Source organism: Streptomyces carpinensis (assembly GCF_002154505.1).
GTDB lineage: Bacteria > Actinomycetota > Actinomycetes > Streptomycetales > Streptomycetaceae > Streptomyces > Streptomyces carpinensis.
This window is the reverse complement of sequence record NZ_MUBM01000160.1, coordinates 1-19,439: the sequence shown is the minus strand read 5'-3', so window position 1 is coordinate 19,439 and position 19,439 is coordinate 1. Positions and strand designations below refer to the sequence as shown.

The 19,439-nt window shown below is 70.7% G+C and carries 15 protein-coding genes and 2 pseudogenes; 10 read left to right on the top strand and 7 right to left on the bottom strand.

Annotation, left to right across the window (positions count from 1 at the left end; translation table 11 throughout):
• The 3 genes from BZY54_RS21500 to fdhD all read left to right on the top strand — a co-directional run.
• A partial coding sequence (locus BZY54_RS21500) for an NADH-ubiquinone oxidoreductase-F iron-sulfur binding region domain-containing protein (RefSeq protein WP_208640718.1) occupies positions 1-793 on the top strand: 793 nt, incomplete at its 5' end.
• Entirely contained in the window at positions 790-1,650 is an 861-nt protein-coding gene (locus tag BZY54_RS21495) for a 2Fe-2S iron-sulfur cluster-binding protein (RefSeq protein WP_086726872.1), read from the top strand. The genes BZY54_RS21500 and BZY54_RS21495, both read left to right, overlap by 4 nt.
• Before the next feature lie 7 nt (positions 1,651-1,657).
• Positions 1,658-2,482 carry a formate dehydrogenase accessory sulfurtransferase FdhD gene (gene fdhD / locus BZY54_RS21490; protein ID WP_086726870.1) on the top strand — a complete coding sequence of 275 codons (825 nt, stop codon included), beginning with the start codon at positions 1,658-1,660 and terminating at the stop codon, positions 2,480-2,482.
• Positions 2,483-2,692: 210 nt separating this feature from the next.
• Here the strand turns inward: fdhD and BZY54_RS21485 are convergent, their stop codons facing one another.
• Positions 2,693-3,136 carry a MarR family winged helix-turn-helix transcriptional regulator gene (locus tag BZY54_RS21485; RefSeq protein ID WP_086726868.1) on the bottom strand — a complete coding sequence of 148 codons (444 nt, stop codon included), beginning with the start codon at positions 3,134-3,136 and terminating at the stop codon, positions 2,693-2,695.
• Between the two features lie 122 nt (positions 3,137-3,258).
• Between BZY54_RS21485 and BZY54_RS21480 the strand changes: the two genes are divergently transcribed.
• Positions 3,259-4,176 carry a quinone oxidoreductase family protein gene (locus BZY54_RS21480; protein ID WP_086726866.1) on the top strand — a complete coding sequence of 306 codons (918 nt, stop codon included), beginning with the start codon at positions 3,259-3,261 and terminating at the stop codon, positions 4,174-4,176.
• A gap of 12 nt (positions 4,177-4,188) precedes the next feature.
• Here the strand turns inward: BZY54_RS21480 and BZY54_RS21475 are convergent, their stop codons facing one another.
• Positions 4,189-5,259, bottom strand: a complete 1,071-nt coding sequence (locus BZY54_RS21475; protein ID WP_244217269.1) for a bile acid:sodium symporter family protein — start codon at positions 5,257-5,259, stop codon at positions 4,189-4,191.
• A gap of 161 nt (positions 5,260-5,420) precedes the next feature.
• Here BZY54_RS21475 and BZY54_RS21470 point away from each other — a divergent pair, with 161 nt between their 5' ends.
• The 4 genes from BZY54_RS21470 to BZY54_RS21455 all read left to right on the top strand — a co-directional run bounded on the left by BZY54_RS21470 (position 5,421) and on the right by BZY54_RS21455 (position 10,301).
• A complete protein-coding gene (locus BZY54_RS21470; RefSeq protein ID WP_086726862.1) occupies positions 5,421-6,284 on the top strand; it encodes a LysR substrate-binding domain-containing protein in 864 nt (287 codons plus the stop codon).
• 409 nt (positions 6,285-6,693) lie between these two features.
• Complete coding sequence (locus BZY54_RS21465) at positions 6,694-8,520, top strand: AMP-dependent synthetase/ligase (protein ID WP_086726861.1); 1,827 nt, start codon at positions 6,694-6,696, stop codon at positions 8,518-8,520.
• Positions 8,521-8,608: 88 nt separating this feature from the next.
• On the top strand, positions 8,609-9,445 hold the full coding sequence (locus BZY54_RS21460) for an aldo/keto reductase (RefSeq protein ID WP_086726859.1): 837 nt from the start codon (positions 8,609-8,611) through the stop codon (positions 9,443-9,445).
• Positions 9,446-9,605: 160 nt separating this feature from the next.
• A complete protein-coding gene (locus BZY54_RS21455; RefSeq protein WP_086726857.1) occupies positions 9,606-10,301 on the top strand; it encodes a glycoside hydrolase family 75 protein in 696 nt (231 codons plus the stop codon).
• Positions 10,302-10,372: 71 nt separating this feature from the next.
• Here the strand turns inward: BZY54_RS21455 and BZY54_RS21450 are convergent, their stop codons facing one another.
• Together BZY54_RS21450 and BZY54_RS21445 are read right to left on the bottom strand one after the other, a co-directional pair.
• Complete coding sequence (locus tag BZY54_RS21450) at positions 10,373-11,074, bottom strand: SDR family oxidoreductase (protein ID WP_086726855.1); 702 nt, start codon at positions 11,072-11,074, stop codon at positions 10,373-10,375.
• Between the two features lie 153 nt (positions 11,075-11,227).
• Complete coding sequence (locus BZY54_RS21445; RefSeq protein ID WP_086726854.1) at positions 11,228-12,160, bottom strand: class I SAM-dependent methyltransferase; 933 nt, start codon at positions 12,158-12,160, stop codon at positions 11,228-11,230.
• A gap of 123 nt (positions 12,161-12,283) precedes the next feature.
• Here BZY54_RS21445 and BZY54_RS21440 point away from each other — a divergent pair, with 123 nt between their 5' ends.
• Complete coding sequence (locus BZY54_RS21440; RefSeq protein ID WP_086726852.1) at positions 12,284-13,054, top strand: phytanoyl-CoA dioxygenase family protein; 771 nt, start codon at positions 12,284-12,286, stop codon at positions 13,052-13,054.
• Between the two features lie 53 nt (positions 13,055-13,107).
• Here the strand turns inward: BZY54_RS21440 and BZY54_RS21435 are convergent, their stop codons facing one another.
• Both BZY54_RS21435 and BZY54_RS21430 read right to left on the bottom strand, forming a co-directional pair.
• Positions 13,108-14,853 (bottom strand): glycoside hydrolase family 6 protein, encoded by a 1,746-nt coding sequence (locus BZY54_RS21435; protein WP_086726850.1) that lies wholly within the window; start codon positions 14,851-14,853, stop codon positions 13,108-13,110.
• 55 nt (positions 14,854-14,908) lie between these two features.
• Positions 14,909-16,393: a cellulose binding domain-containing protein gene (locus BZY54_RS21430; protein WP_208640717.1), complete on the bottom strand. Its 1,485-nt coding sequence runs from the start codon at positions 16,391-16,393 to the stop codon at positions 14,909-14,911.
• Positions 16,394-16,475: 82 nt separating this feature from the next.
• Here BZY54_RS21430 and BZY54_RS21425 point away from each other — a divergent pair.
• Positions 16,476-18,986: pseudogene (locus BZY54_RS21425) on the top strand (glycoside hydrolase family 48 protein); the annotation flags it as partial.
• A 346-nt stretch (positions 18,987-19,332) separates the two neighbouring features.
• Here the strand turns inward: BZY54_RS21425 and BZY54_RS53390 are convergent.
• Positions 19,333-19,439, bottom strand: a pseudogene (locus BZY54_RS53390) (SAM-dependent methyltransferase); the annotation flags it as partial.

The following is a 19,439-nucleotide window of genomic DNA, read 5'->3' as shown; positions in this document are numbered from 1 at the left end:
CGGCCTGCTCGGCGAGGACGTCCTGGGCCAGGGGTACGCCTTCGACATCGAGATCCGGCGCGGAGCGGGCGCGTACATCTGCGGCGAGGAGACCGCGCTGTTCAACTCCATCGAGGGGTACCGGGGCGAGCCGCGCTCGAAGCCGCCGTTCCCGGTGGAGAAGGGCCTGTTCGGCAAGCCGACGGTGGCGAACAACGTCGAGACCCTGGTCAACGTGCTGCCGATCCTCACCATGGGTGCTCAGGCGTACGCGGCGATCGGCACCGGAAACTCCACGGGACCGAAGCTGTTCTGCGTGTCGGGCAGCGTCGACCGGCCCGGCGTCTACGAGCTGCCGTTCGGCGCCACGCTCGGCGAACTGCTGGAGCTGGCCGGGGTGCGCGGCGGCCTGCGGGCGGTCCTGCTCGGTGGCGCGGCCGGCGGTTTCGTACGCCCGGACGAGCTGGACATCCCGCTCACCTTCGAAGGCACCCGTGCCGCAGGCACCACGCTGGGCTCGGGCGTCGTCATGGCCTTCGACGACACCGTGCCGCTGTCCCGGCTGCTTGTGCGCATCGCCCGGTTCTTCCGGGAGGAGTCGTGCGGCCAGTGCGTGCCCTGCCGGGTGGGGACCGTGCGCCAGGAGGAGGCGCTGCACCGGATCGAGGAGCGCGCGGGCGCGGCGGCCGCCGGTGACATCGCGCTGCTCAGGGAGGTGGGCCGCGCCATGCGGGACGCCTCGATCTGCGGTCTGGGGCAGACCGCGTGGAACGCCGTGGAATCCGCCATCGACCGTCTGGGGGCGTACGAATGACCGTCACTTCACTGGGGATCCCCCGCCGGCTGCTGGAGTTCACCCTCGACGGGCAGGAGGTCAGGGTCCCCGAGGGCGCGACGATCCTGGACGCCTGCCGGGCGGCCGGGAAGGACATACCGACCCTGTGCCACGGCGACACGCTCACGCCGAAGAACGCCTGCCGGGTCTGTGTGGTCGAGGTCGAGGGGTCGCGCACCCTGGTCCCGGCGTGCTCGCGCAGGGCGGAGGCGGGCATGGAGGTCCGTACGCAGACCGAGCGCGCCCGGCACAGCCGCAAGGTCGTGCTGGAGCTGCTCGCGTCCTCCGCCGATCTGTCCACGACGCCCCGGGCCGCCGAGTGGATCAAGGAGTACGAGGCGAAACCCGACCGCTTCGGCCCGGACGCGGCCCGGCTGAACGAGCAACCGCGGATCGACAACGAACTGTACGTGCGCGACTACGACAAGTGCATCCTGTGCTACAAGTGCGTCGACGCGTGCGGCGAGCAGTGGCAGAACACCTTCGCGATCTCGGTCGCGGGCCGTGGCTTCGACGCCCGGATCGCCGTGGAGCACGACGCGCCGCTGACCGACTCGGCGTGCGTGTACTGCGGCAACTGCGTCGAGGTGTGCCCCACCGGAGCGCTCTCGTTCCGGTCGGAGTTCGAGATGCGCCGGGCGGGTACGTGGGACGAGTCGGCGCAGACGGAGACGACCACGGTGTGCGCCTACTGCGGAGTGGGGTGCAACCTCACCCTGCACGTCCAGGACAACGAGATCGTCAAGGTCACCTCACCGCACGACAACCCGGTGACCCATGGCAACCTCTGCATCAAGGGCCGTTTCGGCTACCAGCACGTACAGAACCGGGGCTGATCAGAACATGGGACGAGTGACGGAACGACGCAAGGTCATCCGGATCCGGGACGGTGCGGTATCCGCCCGGCCGGACACACTCGTCGCCGAGGAGCCCCTGGAGATCCGGCTCAACGGCAAGCCGCTCGCCATCACCATGCGTACGCCGGGCGACGACTTCGCGCTGGCCGCCGGCTTCCTGGTCAGCGAGGGCGTGCTGGGGGCGGCCTCGGACCTGCTGAACATCGTGTACTGCGCGGGCGCGACGGTGGACGGCTCGAACACGTACAACGTGGTGGACGTGAAGACCGCCCCGGACGTCGTCCTGCCGGACATCACCCTGGAACGCAACGTCTACACCACCTCCTCCTGCGGCCTGTGCGGCAAGGCCAGCCTGGACGCCGTCCGTACGACGGCCCGCTGGCCCATCGCCGACACTCCCCCGGTGCGGGTCGCGCCCGAACTGCTCGCGAGCCTGCCCGACCGGCTGCGCGCGGCCCAGCGGGTCTTCGACCGCACCGGCGGTCTGCACGCGGCGGCCCTGTTCGGCGAGGACGGCGAACTGCTGGACATACGGGAGGACGTGGGCCGGCACAACGCGGTCGACAAGCTGGTCGGCCGCGCCCTGCAGAAGGGCGACCTGCCCCTGTCCCGGACAGTCCTGCTGGTGTCCGGCCGGGCCTCCTTCGAACTGGCGCAGAAGGCGGTGATGGCGGGCATCCCGGTGCTGGCGGCGGTCTCGGCGCCGTCGTCGCTGGCGGTGGACCTCGCCACGGAGACGGGCCTGACCCTGGTGGGCTTCCTGCGGGGCAGCTCCATGAACGTGTACGCGGGCGAGGAGCGTGTCATCTGAGTCTGATTGCTCGTTCGCCCACGGGGCGCCCAAGCCGGTGCCGACAGCACGACCGTGCTCAGCGCTTCGCGCCTGCGCGCGCTCGTGCTGTCGGCACCGGCGCGCCCCTTCGGCTCTCTCGCGGCCGACGCCTGAGGACAGTGGGCCTGGGACGGCCCTTGCCGCGAGTCAGTGCTCGGCCTTCAGGCACCCCCACGCGTCCCGCGGCGGTCACGACTGCGTGCCGGTGATCCGGGTCAGCAGCTTCTGGAAGCGGTCCCGTTCCGCCGGTGACAGTGGTGCGAGGAGCTGGTCGTTGGCCTCGCGTGCCGCCTTCTCACAGCGGGTCAGCAACCGGTCGCCCTCGTCGGTGAGGGAGACCGCGTTCTTGCGCCGGTCCCTGGGGTCCGGCTCGCGCAGGACGAGGCCCGCGGACTGCAGGTGGTTGAGAACGCCGACCAGGTCCTTCGGGTCGAGCCCCACGCTGCGGCCCAGATCGGCCTGGGCCACGGGGGCGAGGTCGCGGACGGCGGACAGCACCACGTGGTGCCACATCTTCATGCCCTCGGCCGCCAGCGCCTCGGCGACCAGGGCCCGGCCACGGGCGGCGGCCCGGCCGAGGAGCCAGCTGGGCAGGGAGCGGATCGCGGTGAGGGGGGCTTCGACGTCGGCCATGGGGCCAGCCTATCCAAGAAGTCGTTGGACTTCCCAATGAAGCGCGGTTATCGTCGTCACTTCAGGTCATTGGCGATCCCAACGACCTGGAGCGACGACTCGACCTGCCCCTTGGAGACGTGATGCGACGCGTTCGATACGAGTCCGCCAAAGGCCCGCTGTTCCTGGAGGTGGCTCCCGTTCCCGAGCCCGGCCCCGGTGAGCTTCTGGTGCGCTGCGAGGCCGTCGGTGTCACCCTGCCCGTCGTCCGCAAGGTCAGCGAGTCCGCCGAGCCGATCCCGCTCGGCGGTGAGCTCGCGGGCGAGGTGGCGGCCGTCGGTGACGGCGTCACCCGCTTCCGGGCGGGCGACCGTGTCACCGGGCTCTGCTTCGGGCACGGGTACGCCGACTTCGCGCTGCTGCACGAGGCCATGGCCTCACCCGTGCCCGACGAGGCCAGTTCCGTCGAGGCGGTCGCCCTGGTCCGCAGCGGTCTCGTGGCCCTCGGCGCGCTGGAGGCCGCCCGGCTCGAGCGGGGCGAGGCGGTCATGGTGACGGCGGCGGCGAGCGGCGTCGGGCATCTGGCGGTGCAGCTCGCCCGGATCCGGGGGGCGGCCCGGGTCGTGGGCGCGGTCTCCGATCCGGCCAAGGCGGACTTCGTGCGTGCCCTCGGGGCCGACGAGGTGATCGCCTACGGCGACGACAGGTGGGGGGAGCCGGTCGACTGCGTCCTGGACGCGGTGGGGGGCGAGCTCCTCACCCCGGCGATCGCCGCGCTCGCCCCCGGTGGGCGGCTGGTGGCGTACAGCTCGGGCGGCGGCACGATCCAGGCGTACGACCTGCTGGTGGGCGCCAGGTCGGTGATCGGCTTCCAGATGGCCCGGATCGCCCGGGGGCAGCCGGAGCTGTACGAGCTGTGGCGGCAGGAGCTGTGGCGGCTGTTCGGGGACGGGCTGGTGCGGCCCGCCGTGCATGCCGAGTTCGCCCTGGAGGACGCGGCGAAGGCCCACGAGGCGATCGAGTCGCGCGCCAACCTGGGCAAGGTGGTGCTGCGGCCGTGATCCGGCCCCATGTCAGCGCGAGCGTGTCGCCGCGCCGACCGCGGTGCGCGAAGCCGCGGGCCGGGCCGCCGGGGCGGACTCCCGTTGTGCCTCGGGGTCGTGCGAACGGCGCTTGGCGATCACCGCGCAGACCATGAGCTGCATCTGGTGGAAGAGCATCAGCGGCAGCACGGCCAGCGAGGCGTGGGCGCCGAACAGGACGCTCGCCATGGGCAGCCCGGAGGCCAGGGACTTCTTCGAGCCGGCGAACTGGATGGCGATGCGGTCCGCCCGGCCGAAGCCCATCGCCTTGGCGCCGTACCAGGTCAGGGCCAGCATCACGGCGAGCACCACGGCCTCCACGGCGAGCAGCCCGCCCAGCCGTGCGGGGCTCACCTGGTGCCAGATGCCCCGCACCATGCCCTCGCTGAACGCGGTGTAGACGACGAGGAGGATCGAGCCGCGGTCGACGAGCCCGAGGACCTTCTTGTGCCGCGCGACGAAGTGACCGATGAAGGGCCGCAGCACCTGCCCGGCGACGAACGGCACGAGCAGTTGCAGCACGATCGTGACCAGTGAGTGGGCGGAGAAGCCGCCTGCGCCGCCGCCGAGGAGCGCCGCCGCGAGCAGCGGGGTGAGGACGATCCCGACGAGCGAGGAGAAGGAGCCGGCGCAGATCGCGGCGGGCACGTTGCCGCGGGCGATGGAGGTGAAAGCGATCGAGGACTGGATGGTCGACGGGACGAGGGTGAGGAAGAGCAGGCCCTGGTAGAGCGGCTGGGTCAGCAGGACCGGGACCAGGCCGCGGGCGGCAACGCCGAGCAGTGGGAAGACCACGAAGGTGCAGGCCAGGACCGTGACGTGCAGCCGCCAGTGCTTCAGTCCGTCCAGCGCCTCGCGCGTGGACAGACGGGCGCCGTAGAGGAAGAACAGGAAGGCGATCGCACCGGTCGAGGCGCCGGAGACCACGTGGGCGGCGCCGCCGCGGGCCGGCAGGAGCGCGGCGAGCCCCACCGTCCCCACCAGCAGCACGATGTACGGGTCGATCGGCAGCCGGTTCGGCCAGCGCAGGCGTTTCACTGTGCTCCACTTGCTCGTACTCATCGGCGGAAGGGATGCCACAGGGTGTCGCAGGCCCGTTCGCGCCCGTTCGTCTGGGGACCGACGGGTCCCCGCTCCATCCTGCTCCCCCTCGCAGCGATCGGGAATCCGTCATACCGCTCTTACTGTCATCGCGATCCGTGATGAGCGGCTAGCCTGGGCGCATGTACGACCCCGCGCAGTTGCGCACGTTCCTGGCCGTGGCCCAGACGCTCAGCTTCACCGGGGCCGCACGGCGGCTGGGGCTGCGCCAGTCGACGGTCAGCCAGCACGTGCGCCGCCTGGAGGACGCCACCGGGCGGGTGCTGTTCACCCGTGACACGCACTCGGTGGAGCTGACCGAGGACGGCGAGGCCATGCTGGGCTTCGCGCGGCGGATCCTGGAGGTGCACGAGCAGGCGGCGGCGTTCTTCACCGGCACCCGGGTGCGCGGCCGGCTCAGGTTCGGCGCATCGGAGGACTTCGTGCTGACCCGGCTGCCGGAGATCCTGGAGGGCTTCCGCTACCAGCACCCGGAGGTCGATCTGGAGCTGACGGTGGAGCTGTCGGGCACGCTGCACGAGCAGCTGGCCGCCGGAAAACTGGACCTGGTGCTGGCCAAGCGGCGCCCGCAGGATCCGAGCGGCGAACCGGTCTGGCACGACCGCCTGGTCTGGATCGGCGCGGAGCGGCTGCGCCTGGACCCGGACCGCCCGGTGCCGCTGATCGTCTACCCGCCGCCGGGGATCACCCGGGCGCTCGCCTTCGAGGCCCTGCAACGGCAGGGGCGGCCGTGGCGCATCGCGTGCACCAGCGGCAGCCTGAACGGCCTGATCGCCGCGGCCCGCGCGGGTCTGGGCGTGATGGCCCACTCGCGCGGGCTCATCCCTCCCGGTCTGGTGCGGGTCCCGGAGCGGGCCGGTCTGCCGGAACTCGGGAAGGTCGACTTCGTCCTGGTACACGGCCGCCACCGCCCCTCCGCCCAGCAGGCGGCCGACGCCCTGGCGAAGGCGATCCTCGCGGGCGGCGAGCGCCTGCACCGGCGCTGACCGCCGCCCCGCAGAGGCGGCCGGCGGGGCGGGTCCGGTGGCCCGCGTGCTGGGACTGGTCCGGCCGCCGCGTGGGCGGCGGTGACGGAATCCGGCGCGCGCACGCTGTCCGGGGAGAAGGCGGTGCGGCCGGTGAGGCCCGGCGACTGTCAGAGCGTCGTACAGATTCAGTGGAGATTACGCCACCGAAACTTACTGAACCGTAAGGATTTCTGTCCGACCCTTCCCCTTGTGAGCGCATTTTCTGTCGCTGACCTGTGCGGATCAGAGCACTGCTCGCTTTCGACCCCCCTCCCGCCCCGCCGCGCCGTGGGGTAGCTTTCACGGCGCTGTGCGGAGCGTCACAAGGGAGCCGAAAAGGCTGGAACGCTCCGCGGGCGAACCGAAGACTGAGGAGCGGGAGCGGGGTTTGCGCGAGTTCACCAGCCCTCCGTCGACGTTGCCACCGCCGGTGGGCGGCCTGGCCGACGTCGTGTTCCAGCATGCTCAGGACGACCCCCTGCACATCGCGCTCGGCCGCAAGGACGAGACAGGCACATGGCGGGACGTGACCGCCGCCGAGTTCCGCGACGAGGTCCTCGCCCTCGCCAAGGGCCTGCTCGCCCAGGGCGTCCGCTTCGGCGACCGGGTCGCGATCATGTCCCGCACCCGCTACGAGTGGACGCTGTTCGACTTCGCACTGTGGACGATCGGTGCCCAGGTGGTGCCGATCTACCCCACCTCCTCGGCCGAGCAGTGCTTCTGGATGCTGTACGACGCGGAGGTGTCGGCGGCGGTCGTGGAGCACGAGGACCACGCGATGACGATCGCCACGGTCATCGACCGGCTCCCGCAACTGCGCGGACTGTGGCAGCTGGACACGGGCGCCCTGCAGGAGCTGTACGACGCGGGCGCGCACATCGAGGACGAGGTGGTGCACCGGCACCGCGAGGCGGTCACCCCCGACTCGATCGCCACCGTCATCTACACCTCCGGCACCACCGGCCGCCCCAAGGGCTGTGTCCTCACCCACGGCAACTTCATGTACGAGGCGGACACGGTCGTACAGCGCTGGGAGCCGGTCTTCCACTCCAAGAAGGGCGACGAGGCGTCGACGCTGCTCTTCCTGCCGCTCGCGCACGTCTTCGGGCGGATGGTGGAGGTGGCCACGATCCGCGGCAAGGTCCGCCTGGGCCACCAGCCCCAGATGAACGCCGCCGCCCTGCTGCCCGACCTCCAGGCGTTCAGGCCGACGTTCATCCTCGCGGTGCCGTACATCTTCGAGAAGGTGTTCAACGCCGCCCGCCGCAAGGCCGAGAAGGAGGGCCGGAGCGGGCCCTTCGAGAAGGCCGTCGACATCGCCGTGAAGTACGCGGACGCGGTCGAGGCCAAGGCGTGGGGCATCGGCCCCGGTCCGTCGGCCGGCCTGCGCATGCAGCACCAGTTCTTCGACAAGCTCGTGTACTCCAAGGTGCGCGCGGCGATGGGCGGCCGGATCCGCAACGCGATGTCCGGCGGCTCGGGGATGGACCGCCGGCTCGGACTGTTCTTCGCGGGCGCCGGCGTGCAGATCTACGAGGGCTACGGCCTGACCGAGTCCACGGCGGCGGCCACCGCCAACCCGCCCGAACGCACCCGGTACGGCACGGTCGGGCAGCCCATCCCGGGCGTCACCGTGCACATCGCCGACGACGGCGAGGTATGGCTGCACGGCGGCAACGTCTTCCACGGCTATCTCAACAACCAGAAGGCCACCGACGGGACCCTGCACGACGGCTGGCTGGCCACCGGCGACCTCGGCTCCCTCGACGAGGACGGCTACCTCACCATCACCGGCCGCAAGAAGGAGATCCTGGTGACCTCCGGCGGCAAGAGCGTGGCGCCGGGCGTGCTGGAGGAGCGGGTGCGCGACCATCCGCTGGTCTCGCAGTGCATCGTCGTCGGCAACGACCGCCCGTACATCGCCGCCCTCGTCACGCTCGACCACGAGGCGGTCGAGCACTGGCTGCAGATGCGCGGCAAGCCGAGACTCACCCCGGCGGAGCTGGTGCGCGACCACGACCTGGAGACCGAGGTGCGGCGCGCGGTGGTCGCCGCCAACACCCTGGTCTCACAGGCCGAGTCCGTCCGCACCTTCCGCATCCTCGCCCAGCCGTTCACCGAGGAGCACGGCCTGCTGACCCCGTCGCTGAAGCTGAAGCGCAAGGCCATCGAAAACGCTTACGCGAACGAGGTGGAGGCTCTGTACCGGGGGTGAGGCGATCGGCCGGTCAGGAATGCGTCACAGCTCGTGATCGTTGACCATGGGAGTCAAGACCGGACGACAACCGAAGGATCGAGAGCTCGTGAGCAGCAAGGTCCCCCCGATCATCCTCAACAACGGCGTCGAGATGCCCCAGCTGGGCTTCGGCGTCTGGCAGGTGCCGGACGACGAGGCGGAGCGAGCGGTCGCCACCGCGCTGGAGGCCGGGTACCGCAGCATCGACACGGCGGCGATCTACGGCAACGAGGAGGGCACCGGCAGGGCCATCGCCGCCTCGGGCATCCCCCGCGAGGAGGTCTTCGTCACCACCAAGCTGTGGAACAGCGACCAGGGGTACGACGCCACGCTGCGCGGCTTCGACACGTCGCTGGCCAGGCTCGGCCTGGAGTACCTGGACCTCTTCCTGATCCACTGGCCGCTGCCGTCCAGGGGCCGTTACGTCGACACCTACAAGGCGTTCGAGAAGCTCCACTCCGACGGCCGCGTCCGGGCGATCGGTGTCTCGAACTTCCTTCCGGAGCACCTCGAGCGTCTGATCGCCGAGACCTCGGTGATCCCGGCGGTCAACCAGATCGAGCTGCACCCGCACATGCAGCAGCACGCCGCCCGCGAGTTCCACGCGGAGCAGGGCATCGCCACCGAGGCCTGGTCGCCGCTCGGTCAGGGCAAGGGCCTGCTGGAGGTGCCGGCGATCGTGGCGATCGCCCAGAAGCACAACCGCACCCCGGCCCAGGTCGTGCTGCGCTGGCACGTCCAGCTCGGCAACATCGTGATCCCGAAGTCGGTGACGCCCGCCCGGATCAGGGAGAACATCGAGGTCTTCGACTTCGGCCTGGACGAGGAGGACCTCGCCGCGATCAGCGCCCTGAACGAGGACCGCAGGCTGGGCCCGAACCCGGCGACCTTCGACATGGGCTGACCGGCACCACCGGCGCCCGCGGCCCGGGCCCCTCCCCGGCCGCGGGCGCGCCGCTTCCACCACGGCCGAACACCGCCACCATCTTGACGCGAGCATGCCCACGAAGCCGCTTGGGAGAAGTCGGTAAGAAAAATTTCCTAACCGAAGGGAACCCCCCACTGTGCGCGCACGAATACCCACCCTCGCCACGGCCGGCGGTGCCGCTCTGCTCGCCACCGGAGTGCTACCGGCGAACGCCCTGGACGCCACCGTCCCGGGGTCCGCCCAGGAAGGCTCGGTCAGCGCGGCGGACCTGCTCGCCAAGGTGACGTCCTGCCGGCAGATCTCCAACGGCAAGTACAAGACCGACAACGGGACCTCGGCCACCGTCCCCGTGTGCGACAAGAACGGCGCGGTGTTCTGGAAGGCCGACATGGACATCGACTGCGACGGCCAGCGCACCACCGACTGCAACGAGACCCGCGATCCCTGGTTCCAGAACGACACGGCCTTCCACCAGTCCGACGGCCTGCCCCTGAAGGCCGAGTCACTGCCGTACGTCGTGGTGCCGAGCTCCGGCACCATCTGGAACTACGCCGCCTCCGGCATCAAGGGCGGCGGCGTGGTCGCCGTCGTCCACGGCAACAAGGTCGAGTACGCCGTCGTCGGCGACACCGGCCCCTCGACGATCATCGGCGAGGCCTCCTACGCTACCGCCAAGGCCCTCGGCATCGACCCCGACCCGACCACGGGCGGCGCGGCCTCCGGCGTGACCTACATCCTGTTCAAGAACTCCCAGGCCTCCCCCATCGAGAGCCACAGCGCGGCGGTCTCCCTGGGCGACAGGCTGGCGAAGCAGTTCCTTCAGAGCAACTGAACCCGGAGGGAAGGCGGACCCGGCGCCGCCACCGTCGGCCGGCACCGGGCTCCGCTCCCACCGCAGGACGGTCAGTTGGGCTGGCCGATCGGCCGTACGACGACGGTGTTGACGTCCACGCCCTCCGGCTGCCTGATCGCCCACACCACCGAGTCGGCGATCTGGTCGGCGGTCAGCAGATGCCCCGGCGGCAGGCTGCCCAGGCCGTCCCAGAACGGGGTCTCCACGCGACCGGGGGCGATCAGGGTGACGCCCACGCCCCACTCGGTGACCTGGCGGCGGGTGTTCTCGGCGAGCCCGGTGACCGCCCACTTGGTCGCCCCGTAGATGTTGCCGGGCGTGGGAACGAACCCGGCGACGCTGCCCACCAGCACGATCCGCCCGCGGGTCTCCTTCAGGGCGTCGATGGAGGCGCGGATGAGCAGCGCCGGGCCGAGGACGTTGGTGAGCACCATCTCCGTCCAGCCGGCCGGGTCGCCCTCGGCGACCGAGTCGTGGGTGGCGGACCCGGCGTTGGCGACGACCGTGTCCAGCCGCCCGAACTCCTTGAGCGTGCGCTCGACCGCAGAGCGCACCTGGTCGTATTCAGCGGTGCTGCCGGTGAGCGTCAGCAGGCCGTCCGGATCGCCGAGTTCACGGGCGAAGCCGCGCAGCCGCTCCTCGCCCCGCCCGGTGACAGCCACCCGGTGCCCGGCGTCCAGCAGCCGCCGGGCGACGGCGGCGCCGATGCCGCTGCCACCGCCGGTGATGAGCGCGACCGGAGAATCGGTCATGATGTGCCCCCTGGTTGTCGGAAAACGCAGGGAAGTCCATCACTTGGAGAGCCCTCCAAGTCAAGTTGCGGCGGCGATCCGGCCCTGAGGGCGGGTCACGTCTGGCTCGGCAGGTCCGGCTCGGGCGGTCGGGTCCGGCTGAGGCGGTCCGGCTCAGGCGGTGCGGACGGCCGTGTGCACGGTGTAGGCCTTGAGCACGAAGACGTCCTTCCTGCGGTGCACGCTCGCCTCGTCCTCCGGGTCCAGGAGGCGGTCCAGGGTGGCGCGGTCCTCGACGGTGATGTCGTCCGCCAGTCCCTCGCGCAGACGGGTGAGGATGGCGACGACGTAGTCGCGGGCCCGGTCGGAGACCGGGGCGGGCAGGTCCAGCAGGAAGCTGCGGGTGCCGGTGGGCTTCAGACCGGCGGTCGACAGCAGCGCCGGCCAGTCCTCGGTCTCGGCGACCGAGCCCGGCAGTTCCTCCCGCATCCGGGTGAACCAGTCGGCCTCGACCGCGTCCATGCGCGCCTGCAGACCGGGACGGCCGATGCCGATGTCCCGGGGCAGGAACCGGGCGGGCAGGCCGCCCTCCAGCAGGGCGAGGGTGCCGCCGGGGGCCAGTCGCTCGGCGAACGCGGCCAGGGCGGCGCGCTGGTCGCCCAGGTGGTGCAGGCTGTTGCTGGCCCACAAGAGGTCGGCCGGATACTCCAGCTCGGCCAGCGCGTCGGGCAGTTCGCCGGTGACGGTGGTGAAGCGGTCGGCGAAGCCGAGGCGGGCGGCGCGGGCGCGGGCCCGTTCGAGGAGCGGCCCGGAGCCGTCCACCGCGACGACCCGGGCGCCCGGGAAGGTCTCGGCGAACAGGCCGGACACGACCCCCGGACCACTGCCCGCGTCGACGATCTGTCCGGGCTTGGTCACCCCCTCGGCGAGCCAGGCCATGACCCGCTCGTACAGGGGCGCGAAGAGCTCCGCCTGGGATTCCAGCTCCGGGGCCATCAAGGCCCAGTCGATGTCGGTGTCGCCGTGATGATGGCCGTGCCCCGTACGGCCCTCGCCGTGCCGGGGGCCGTGGTCGTGCGGGCCGTGGTCCGCGTGCTTGTGCGCCATGGTGGTCAGCCTCTCCTCTCGGTGGGGCCAGCGTGCGCCGACGCACCGGGGCCGGGCCAGTTCCGTTGCCGGGACGGCAAAAACCAGGTGCGGAATTCCCGGGCGCGGCTCCACCATGGGCCCATGGACGACACGATGGTGGAACGCTTTCTCGAGGACGGCTTCGTGAAGATCGAGGGTGCCTTCCCGCCGCGTGTCGCGGAGGACTGCGCGCGGCTGCTCTGGCGGGAGACGGGGTACGACCCGGAGGACCCCGGCACCTGGAAGGACCCCGTGGTCTGGGTGGCGGGCATGGCGCAGGGCCCGTTCGCGGCGGCCGCCAACAGCCCGGCACTGCACGAGGCGTTCGATCTGCTGGTGGGCGAGGGCCGCTGGGAGCCGCGGTACTCGCTGGGCTCCTTCCCGCTGCGCTTCCCGCACCAGGAGGAGCCGGACGACGCCGGCTGGCACATCGAGGGCAGCTACCTCCCCGAGGGAGCCCAGTGGTACTACACCAACCTGCGCTCGCGGGACCGCGCGCTGCTGATGCTGTTCCTGTTCTCCGAGGTGACCGAGGAGGACGCGCCGACCCGCATCCGGGTGGGCTCGCACCTGGACGTGCCCGGGCTGCTCGAGCCCTACGGCGAGGCGGGCGTGTCCGGGCTCAGGATCGCCCCCAAGCTGGTCGAGGCCTCGGCACACCGCCCGCTCGCCTACGCCACCGGCCGGCCCGGTGACGTCTACCTGTGTCACCCCTTCCTGGTGCACGCCGCCCAGCCGCACCACGGCACCCGGCCCCGCTTCATGGCGCAGCCGCCGCTGCACCCGGCGGTGCCGTACGAGCTGGACCGGCCGGACGGGAACTACTCGGCCGTGGAGTTCTCGATCCGCCGGGGCCTTGCCCAGGAGGACTGACCGGGGAGGACTCGCCCCGGGTCGGCCCCGGCGGATCACCTACGCGCCGAAGCTCACGACAGCGGCGGGTAGGCGTTCTGCATCAACTGCTGGAACTGGGCGGAGAACCAGTGCCCGGCCACCGGCGCGCCCGGCAGCGCCCCGGTGGGGCTGTTCCCGTTGCGCGCGTTGCCCCCGTACGTCGGGTCGCACATCCGGTCGAAGCCCTTGCCCTCGTCGTTGGAGACGGCGGAGCTGGACCCGTCCGACTCCCCCGGCGGCTTGACCCAGACGTAGGCGTCGATCCCGGCGGCCGGGGCCGCGGTCGGCCGTTCGCCGAGGCCCGCACCGCTCTGGTTGCACCAGTTGCCGGCGTGGATCCGGCGGTCGATGCGGCTGCCGTTGACGTAGTCGTCCACCGAGGTCAGCGGGCCGGAACCGATCGGCCGGGCGGAGCCGCCCCAGCCGTTGCGGGAGGTGTCGATCAGCATGCCGATGCCGGAGTTGAAGCCGGACGCGACGAGCTTGTCGCGCAGCGCCTGGGCGAAGGACTGCTCGTCCACGTACTGGTTCCAGTCCACCCACTTGGACTGGCGCACGGTCTGCCCGTTGACGCTGTCGGTGACCTTGAAGTACGGCTCCTTGGTGGCGCTGTAGTTGGCCGTGTTGACGATGAAGCCGGCCACGTCGTTCACGCTCGCGCCGTTGGTGGTCGCGACCGTGTGGAACTCCTGCACGGAGGGGCCGAGGTTGGAGTCCCAGCCGAGCCAGCCGTGGTGGGCGGCGTCGATGTAGTTGTAGACGTTGGAGATGGCGCCGAGCTTGGCCAGGGCGTAGCTGACGCCCTTCTCGTAGTTGCCGTTGGACTTCATGGTCGAGCAGGCGTCGGTGGTGGTGTTGGTACCACCGGCGTTGGTGACCAGGTTGGGCAGCGAGTCGGGCTCGATGATCGTGGCGATCCGCAGGCCCGCGTACTTCGGGTCGGACAGGATCGACGCGATCGGGTCGATGTACTGGGTCTTGTACTTGTCGATGTCGTTGGGTCCGAGCTCGCCGTTGGAGGCGAGGGCCGCACAGTCGCGTCCGGGCAGGTCGTAGATGACCAGCTGGATGGTCAGTTCGCCGGAGCCCTTCTGCTTCAGGGCCTCGTCGAGGTGGGCCCGCAGGCCCATGCCGCCGTTGACGCCGTTGATCGCGGCGATGCGGTCGAGCCAGACGGCGGTGGGCTGGTTGGAGATGCGGCTGCCGCCCGGCTCGACGGCGGCGTGCGCCGACCACTCAGGGTTCACATAGACCTTGGAGCCGACGTACGGGTTGTCGACCCGGCTGCCGGTGCCGCCACCGCCGGTGTCACCACCACCGCCGGTGTCGCCTCCGCCGCCGGTGTCACCACCGCCGCCGCTGTCGACGTTGCAGGTCACGCCGTCGAGGGTGAAGGTGGCCGGGATCGCGTTGGTGCCGCTGTAGGTGCCCTGGAACCCGAAGCCGGTCGAGGCGCCGGTGGCCAGGGTGCCGTTGTAGCTCTCGTTGTTCGCGGTGACGGCGGTGCCGCTCTGGGTGATCTTCGCGTTCCAGCCGCTGGTGACCTTCTGGTCACCGGCGTAGGACCACTTCAGCGACCAGCTCGACTTGGCGGCGCCGTTGTTGGTGATGGTGACGGCGGCGGTGAAGCCGGTGGACCACTGGTTCTGCACCTGGTAGTCGACGGTGCAGGGCGCGGCGGCGGCGCCGGCGCTGGCGGGTGCGGCGGTGAGCGCCATGCCCGTGCCCCCGGCGACCAGGGTCAGGGCGGCGAGCATCGCTGTTCTGCTGTGGCTCATGAGTGCGGGTTTCCTCCTGTCGGACGGGACTTGCTGCGGTTGCGGAAGTGCGGTCTCACGGGTTGAGGGCGCGCAGGTGGTCGCGCAGCCCGGTGCCGTACGCCGTGGGCGTACCGTCGTAGTCGGAGATCAGGGACGGGCCGGAGGAGCAGTCCCAGGTGTTCCAGGTCCAGCCGAGGTAGGACAAGTTGCGGTCGTCGAACCACTTCATGACCTGGTCGACGAAGCCGTGCGAGCAGGTGTTCTCGCCGATCTCCCCCGCCACCAGCGGCACCTGGGCGGCCACCGGCGCGAGCGTGGAGTTCCAGCAGCTCTCGTTAGCGCAGGTGTTGAAGTTGTAGACGTGATAGGCGGCGACGAGATTGCCGGCCGGATCGGTCGGCCGGTACGTCAGCCACTGGCTCAGGTCGTTGGAGTAGGCGAGCCCTCCGGCCAGGATCACGTTCTTGGCGCCGGCGCCGCGGACGGCGTCGACCAGGTTCTGCATGCCGGCGACCTCGTAGCCGATGCCCGGGCAGGTGCCGCCGTCGCGCCAGCACTTCCAGGCGTCGGTGACGTCGGAGGTCGCCCGGTCCGGGTAGGGCTCGTTGAACAGGTCGAAGGCGACGGCCGGGTCGTCCTTGAAGGTGCCGGCGACCGAGGACCAGAACGACGGTGTGTACTGGGCGCCGGGCATCGGCTTCTGGCAGGTGGCGTGCACGTCGGAGCAGCCCGCCGAGTTGCCGCTGTACTGGCCGTAGGTCCAGTGCAGTTCGACGATCGGGGTCATGCCGTGCGCCTCGACGCGGGCCACCAGGTCCTTGACGGCGCTGATGTAGTTCGCGCCGGCGTACTGCGGTTCGACGTTGGAAAGGCCCAGCCAGCACTCCTCGTTGAGGGGGATACGGACGGCGTTCGCCTTCCAGTCGGCGATCGCCCCGACGGCGGCGTCGTCGACGGGGCCGTCGAAGACGCCGTAGCCCTGGACGCACATGAACTCGCCGCCGGACCGGTTCACACCGAGCAGCCGGCGCGTCCTGCCGTCGGCGTCGACGAGCCTGTTGCCCACGACGTGCAGGGCGGGTGCCTTCCCGTCACCGGTCGGCGGCGGGTCGGTCGGGCCCGTCGGGGGCGTCGACGGATCCGGGTCGACGTTGCACGTGGTGCCGTTGAGCTTGAACGTCGTCGGTACGGCGCCGGCCCCCGACGAGGAGCCGAGGAACCCGGCGCTGACGCTCGCGCCCGTGCCGAGGGAGCCGTTCCAGCTCTCGTTGGCCGCGGTCACCGTCGTACCGGACTGCGACCACTTGGCGTTCCAGCCCTGGGTGACCTTCTGGCCGTCGGCGAGGTCGAAGGTCAGGCTCCAACCGTTCAGCGCGGCACGGTTGTTCGTGATCTTGACAGCACCCTGGAAGCCGGTGTCCCACTGGTTGGTGACGGAGTACTCCACCGTGCAGGCGGGGGTGGCTCCCTGCGCCGTGACCACCGGTACCACCACGCTCCCGACGAGCGCGACCGCACCGGCGACGGCTAAAAGTACTGAACGCGGGGGGTGTCGCATGAGCGACTCCTTGCAGATCGGGCGCGCCGTGACGGACGCGTCGACTGATGGAATCGCTCCCACTGGTGCGAGTGAAGGTAGCGCCAATGGCACCACCTGCGCCGGCGCGCACCAGCCGCCGATCACCGTGCTGACCAGCCCGTCGGCGGGCGCCACCTACTCACAGGGCGACGCGGTGCCGCTCGCGGCGACCGCGGCGGCGGCCGACAACGCGCAGATCACCAAGGTCGAGTTCTACGACGACACGACCCTGCTGGGCACGGACACCAGCGCGCCCTACTCGTTCTCGGCCTCCGGCTTGACCGTGGGCAGTCATTCCCTGGTGGCGAAGGCGTACGACAGCCTGGGCGCCTCCGCGGAGTCCACGCCGGTCGGCATCACGGTCGCCTCGGGCCCCGCCGTGGTGGCCTCGCCGACGCAACTGGGCGTCCAGCAGGGCAAGTCGGGCACCTTCGACGTGAAGCTGTCGACGCAGCCGAACGCGAACGTGACGGTGAGCGTCGCCCGCACGGACGGCAACACGGGCCTGTCCGTGACCGGGGGCTCCTCGCTCACCTTCACGCCGGCCAACTGGAACACCGCGCAGAAGGTGACCGTCACGGCCGACTCCTCCGGCACCGGCGCGGCGACCTTCACGGCCTCGGCCACCGGCCACTCCAAGGCCACGGTCACCGTGACGGAGCTGGCGGCCTCCAAGGCGTACGACGCCCGCTTCCTGGACCTGTACGGGAAGATCACCAACCCGGCGAACGGCTACTTCTCGCCCGAGGGCATCCCGTACCACTCGGTGGAGACGCTGATCGTCGAGGCACCCGACTACGGTCATGAGACCACCTCGGAGGCCTACAGCTACCTGCTGTGGCTGCAGGCGATGTACGGCAAGGTGACGGGCGACTGGTCCAAGTTCAACGGCGCCTGGGACATCATGGAGAAGTACATGATCCCCACCCACGCCGACCAGCCGACCAACTCCTTCTACAACGCCTCCAAGCCGGCGACGTACGCGCCCGAGGAGGACACCCCGAACGAGTACCCGGCCAAGCTCGACGGCTCCGTCTCGGTCGGTTCCGACCCGATCGCCGGCGAGCTGAAGTCCGCGTACGGCACGGACGACGTCTACGGCATGCACTGGATCCAGGACGTCGACAACGTCTACGGCTACGGCGGCGAGCCGGGCAAGTGCGAGGCGGGGCCGACGGCCACCGGACCGTCGTACATCAACACCTTCCAGCGCGGCCCGCAGGAGTCGGTCTGGGAGACGGTGCCCCAGCCCACCTGCGACGCCTTCAAGTACGGCGGCAAGAACGGCTACCTGGACCTGTTCACCGGGGACTCCTCCTACGCCAAGCAGTGGAAGTACACCGACGCCCCGGACGCCGACGCGCGTGCGGTGCAGGCCGCGTACTGGGCGGACGTGTGGGCCAAGGCGCAGGGCAAGGGCGGTGACGTGTCGGCCACCGTCACCAAGGCGGCCAAGATGGGCGACTACCTGCGCTACGCCATGTACGACAAGTACTTCAAGAAGATCGGCAACTGTGTCGGGGCCTCGTCCTGCCCGGCCGGCACCGGCAAGGACGCCTCGCACTACCTGCTGTCCTGGTACTACGCCTGGGGCGGCGCCACGGACACCTCGGCCGGCTGGGCCTGGCGCATCGGCTCCAGCCACGTCCACGGCGGCTACCAGAACCCGCTGGCCGCGTACGCGCTCAGCTCCTACGCCGACCTGAAGCCGAAGTCGGCGACCGGCGCGACCGACTGGAGCAAGTCGCTGCAACGGCAGCTCGAGTTCTACCAGTGGCTCCAGTCGTCCGAGGGCGCCATCGCGGGCGGCGCGACCAACAGCTGGCAGGGCCGATACGCCACCCCGCCGGCCGGCACACCGACCTTCTACGGCATGTACTACGACTGGGAGCCGGTCTACCACGACCCGCCGTCCAACCAGTGGTTCGGCTTCCAGGCCTGGTCGATGGAGCGCGTCGCCGAGTACTACCAGCAGACCGGGGACGCCAAGGCGAAGGCGGTCCTCGACAAGTGGGTCAAGTGGGCGCTGTCCAAGACCACCGTCAACCCGGACGGCACCTTCCTGATCCCCTCCACCCTCCAGTGGTCGGGTCAGCCCGACACCTGGAACCCCTCCTCGCCGGGCTCGAACAGCTCCCTGCACGTCACCGTCGCCGACTACACCGACGACGTGGGCGTGGCGGCGGCCTACGCCAAGACGCTGACGTACTACGGCGCCAAGTCGGGTGACGCGCAGGCCAAGGCCACGGCGAAGGCGCTGCTGGACGGCATGTGGAACAACGACCAGGACAGCCTGGGCATCGCCGTCCCGGAGACCCGCACCGACTACAGCCGCTTCGGCGACAGCGTGTACGTGCCGAGCGGCTGGACCGGCACCATGCCGAACGGCGACAGGATCGACTCATCCTCGATCTTCTCCTCCATCCGGTCCTTCTACAAGAACGACCCGGCCTGGTCGAAGATCGAGTCCTACCTCAAGGGCGGTGCCGCGCCCACGTTCACGTACCACCGGTTCTGGGCCCAGGCGGACATAGCCCTCGCCATGGGTTCGTACGCGGAGCTCCTCGAATAGTCCCCGCTCCGGCTTCGCGTACCGCCGGGTGGACCCCAGGCCTGATGGGGTCCACCCGGTCGTCGTGCCCTCGCCCCCTCCCCGAGAGGACCCTCACCGTGCGAAGAACTCTCCGCAAGGGCCGCTTGCTCACGGTCGTGCCGGCGTTGGCGGCCGGGCTGCTTGCCGGTGCTCCACCCGCCCTCGCCGCGAGCCCCGCGCAAGTGACGGTCGCCGCCGACACGTACACCAAGGGCGCGGGGCGTGCGCGCGGTGTGCGGCCGCCGCAGGGGAGGTACCTCCGCGAGGGATGGGTTTGCCTCTCTGGCGCCGTCGCCCGCAGGGGAGTCGCCGCTCGGAGGGCGTTTCAGGGGGCGGTCGGCCGGCGGAACCCCCGCAGGGTGAAGACCGGGTCCGGGCGGGGGCGGTCCTGGTCGGGCAGCGCCGCCAGGCGGGCGGCGTAGGTCTCGGCGA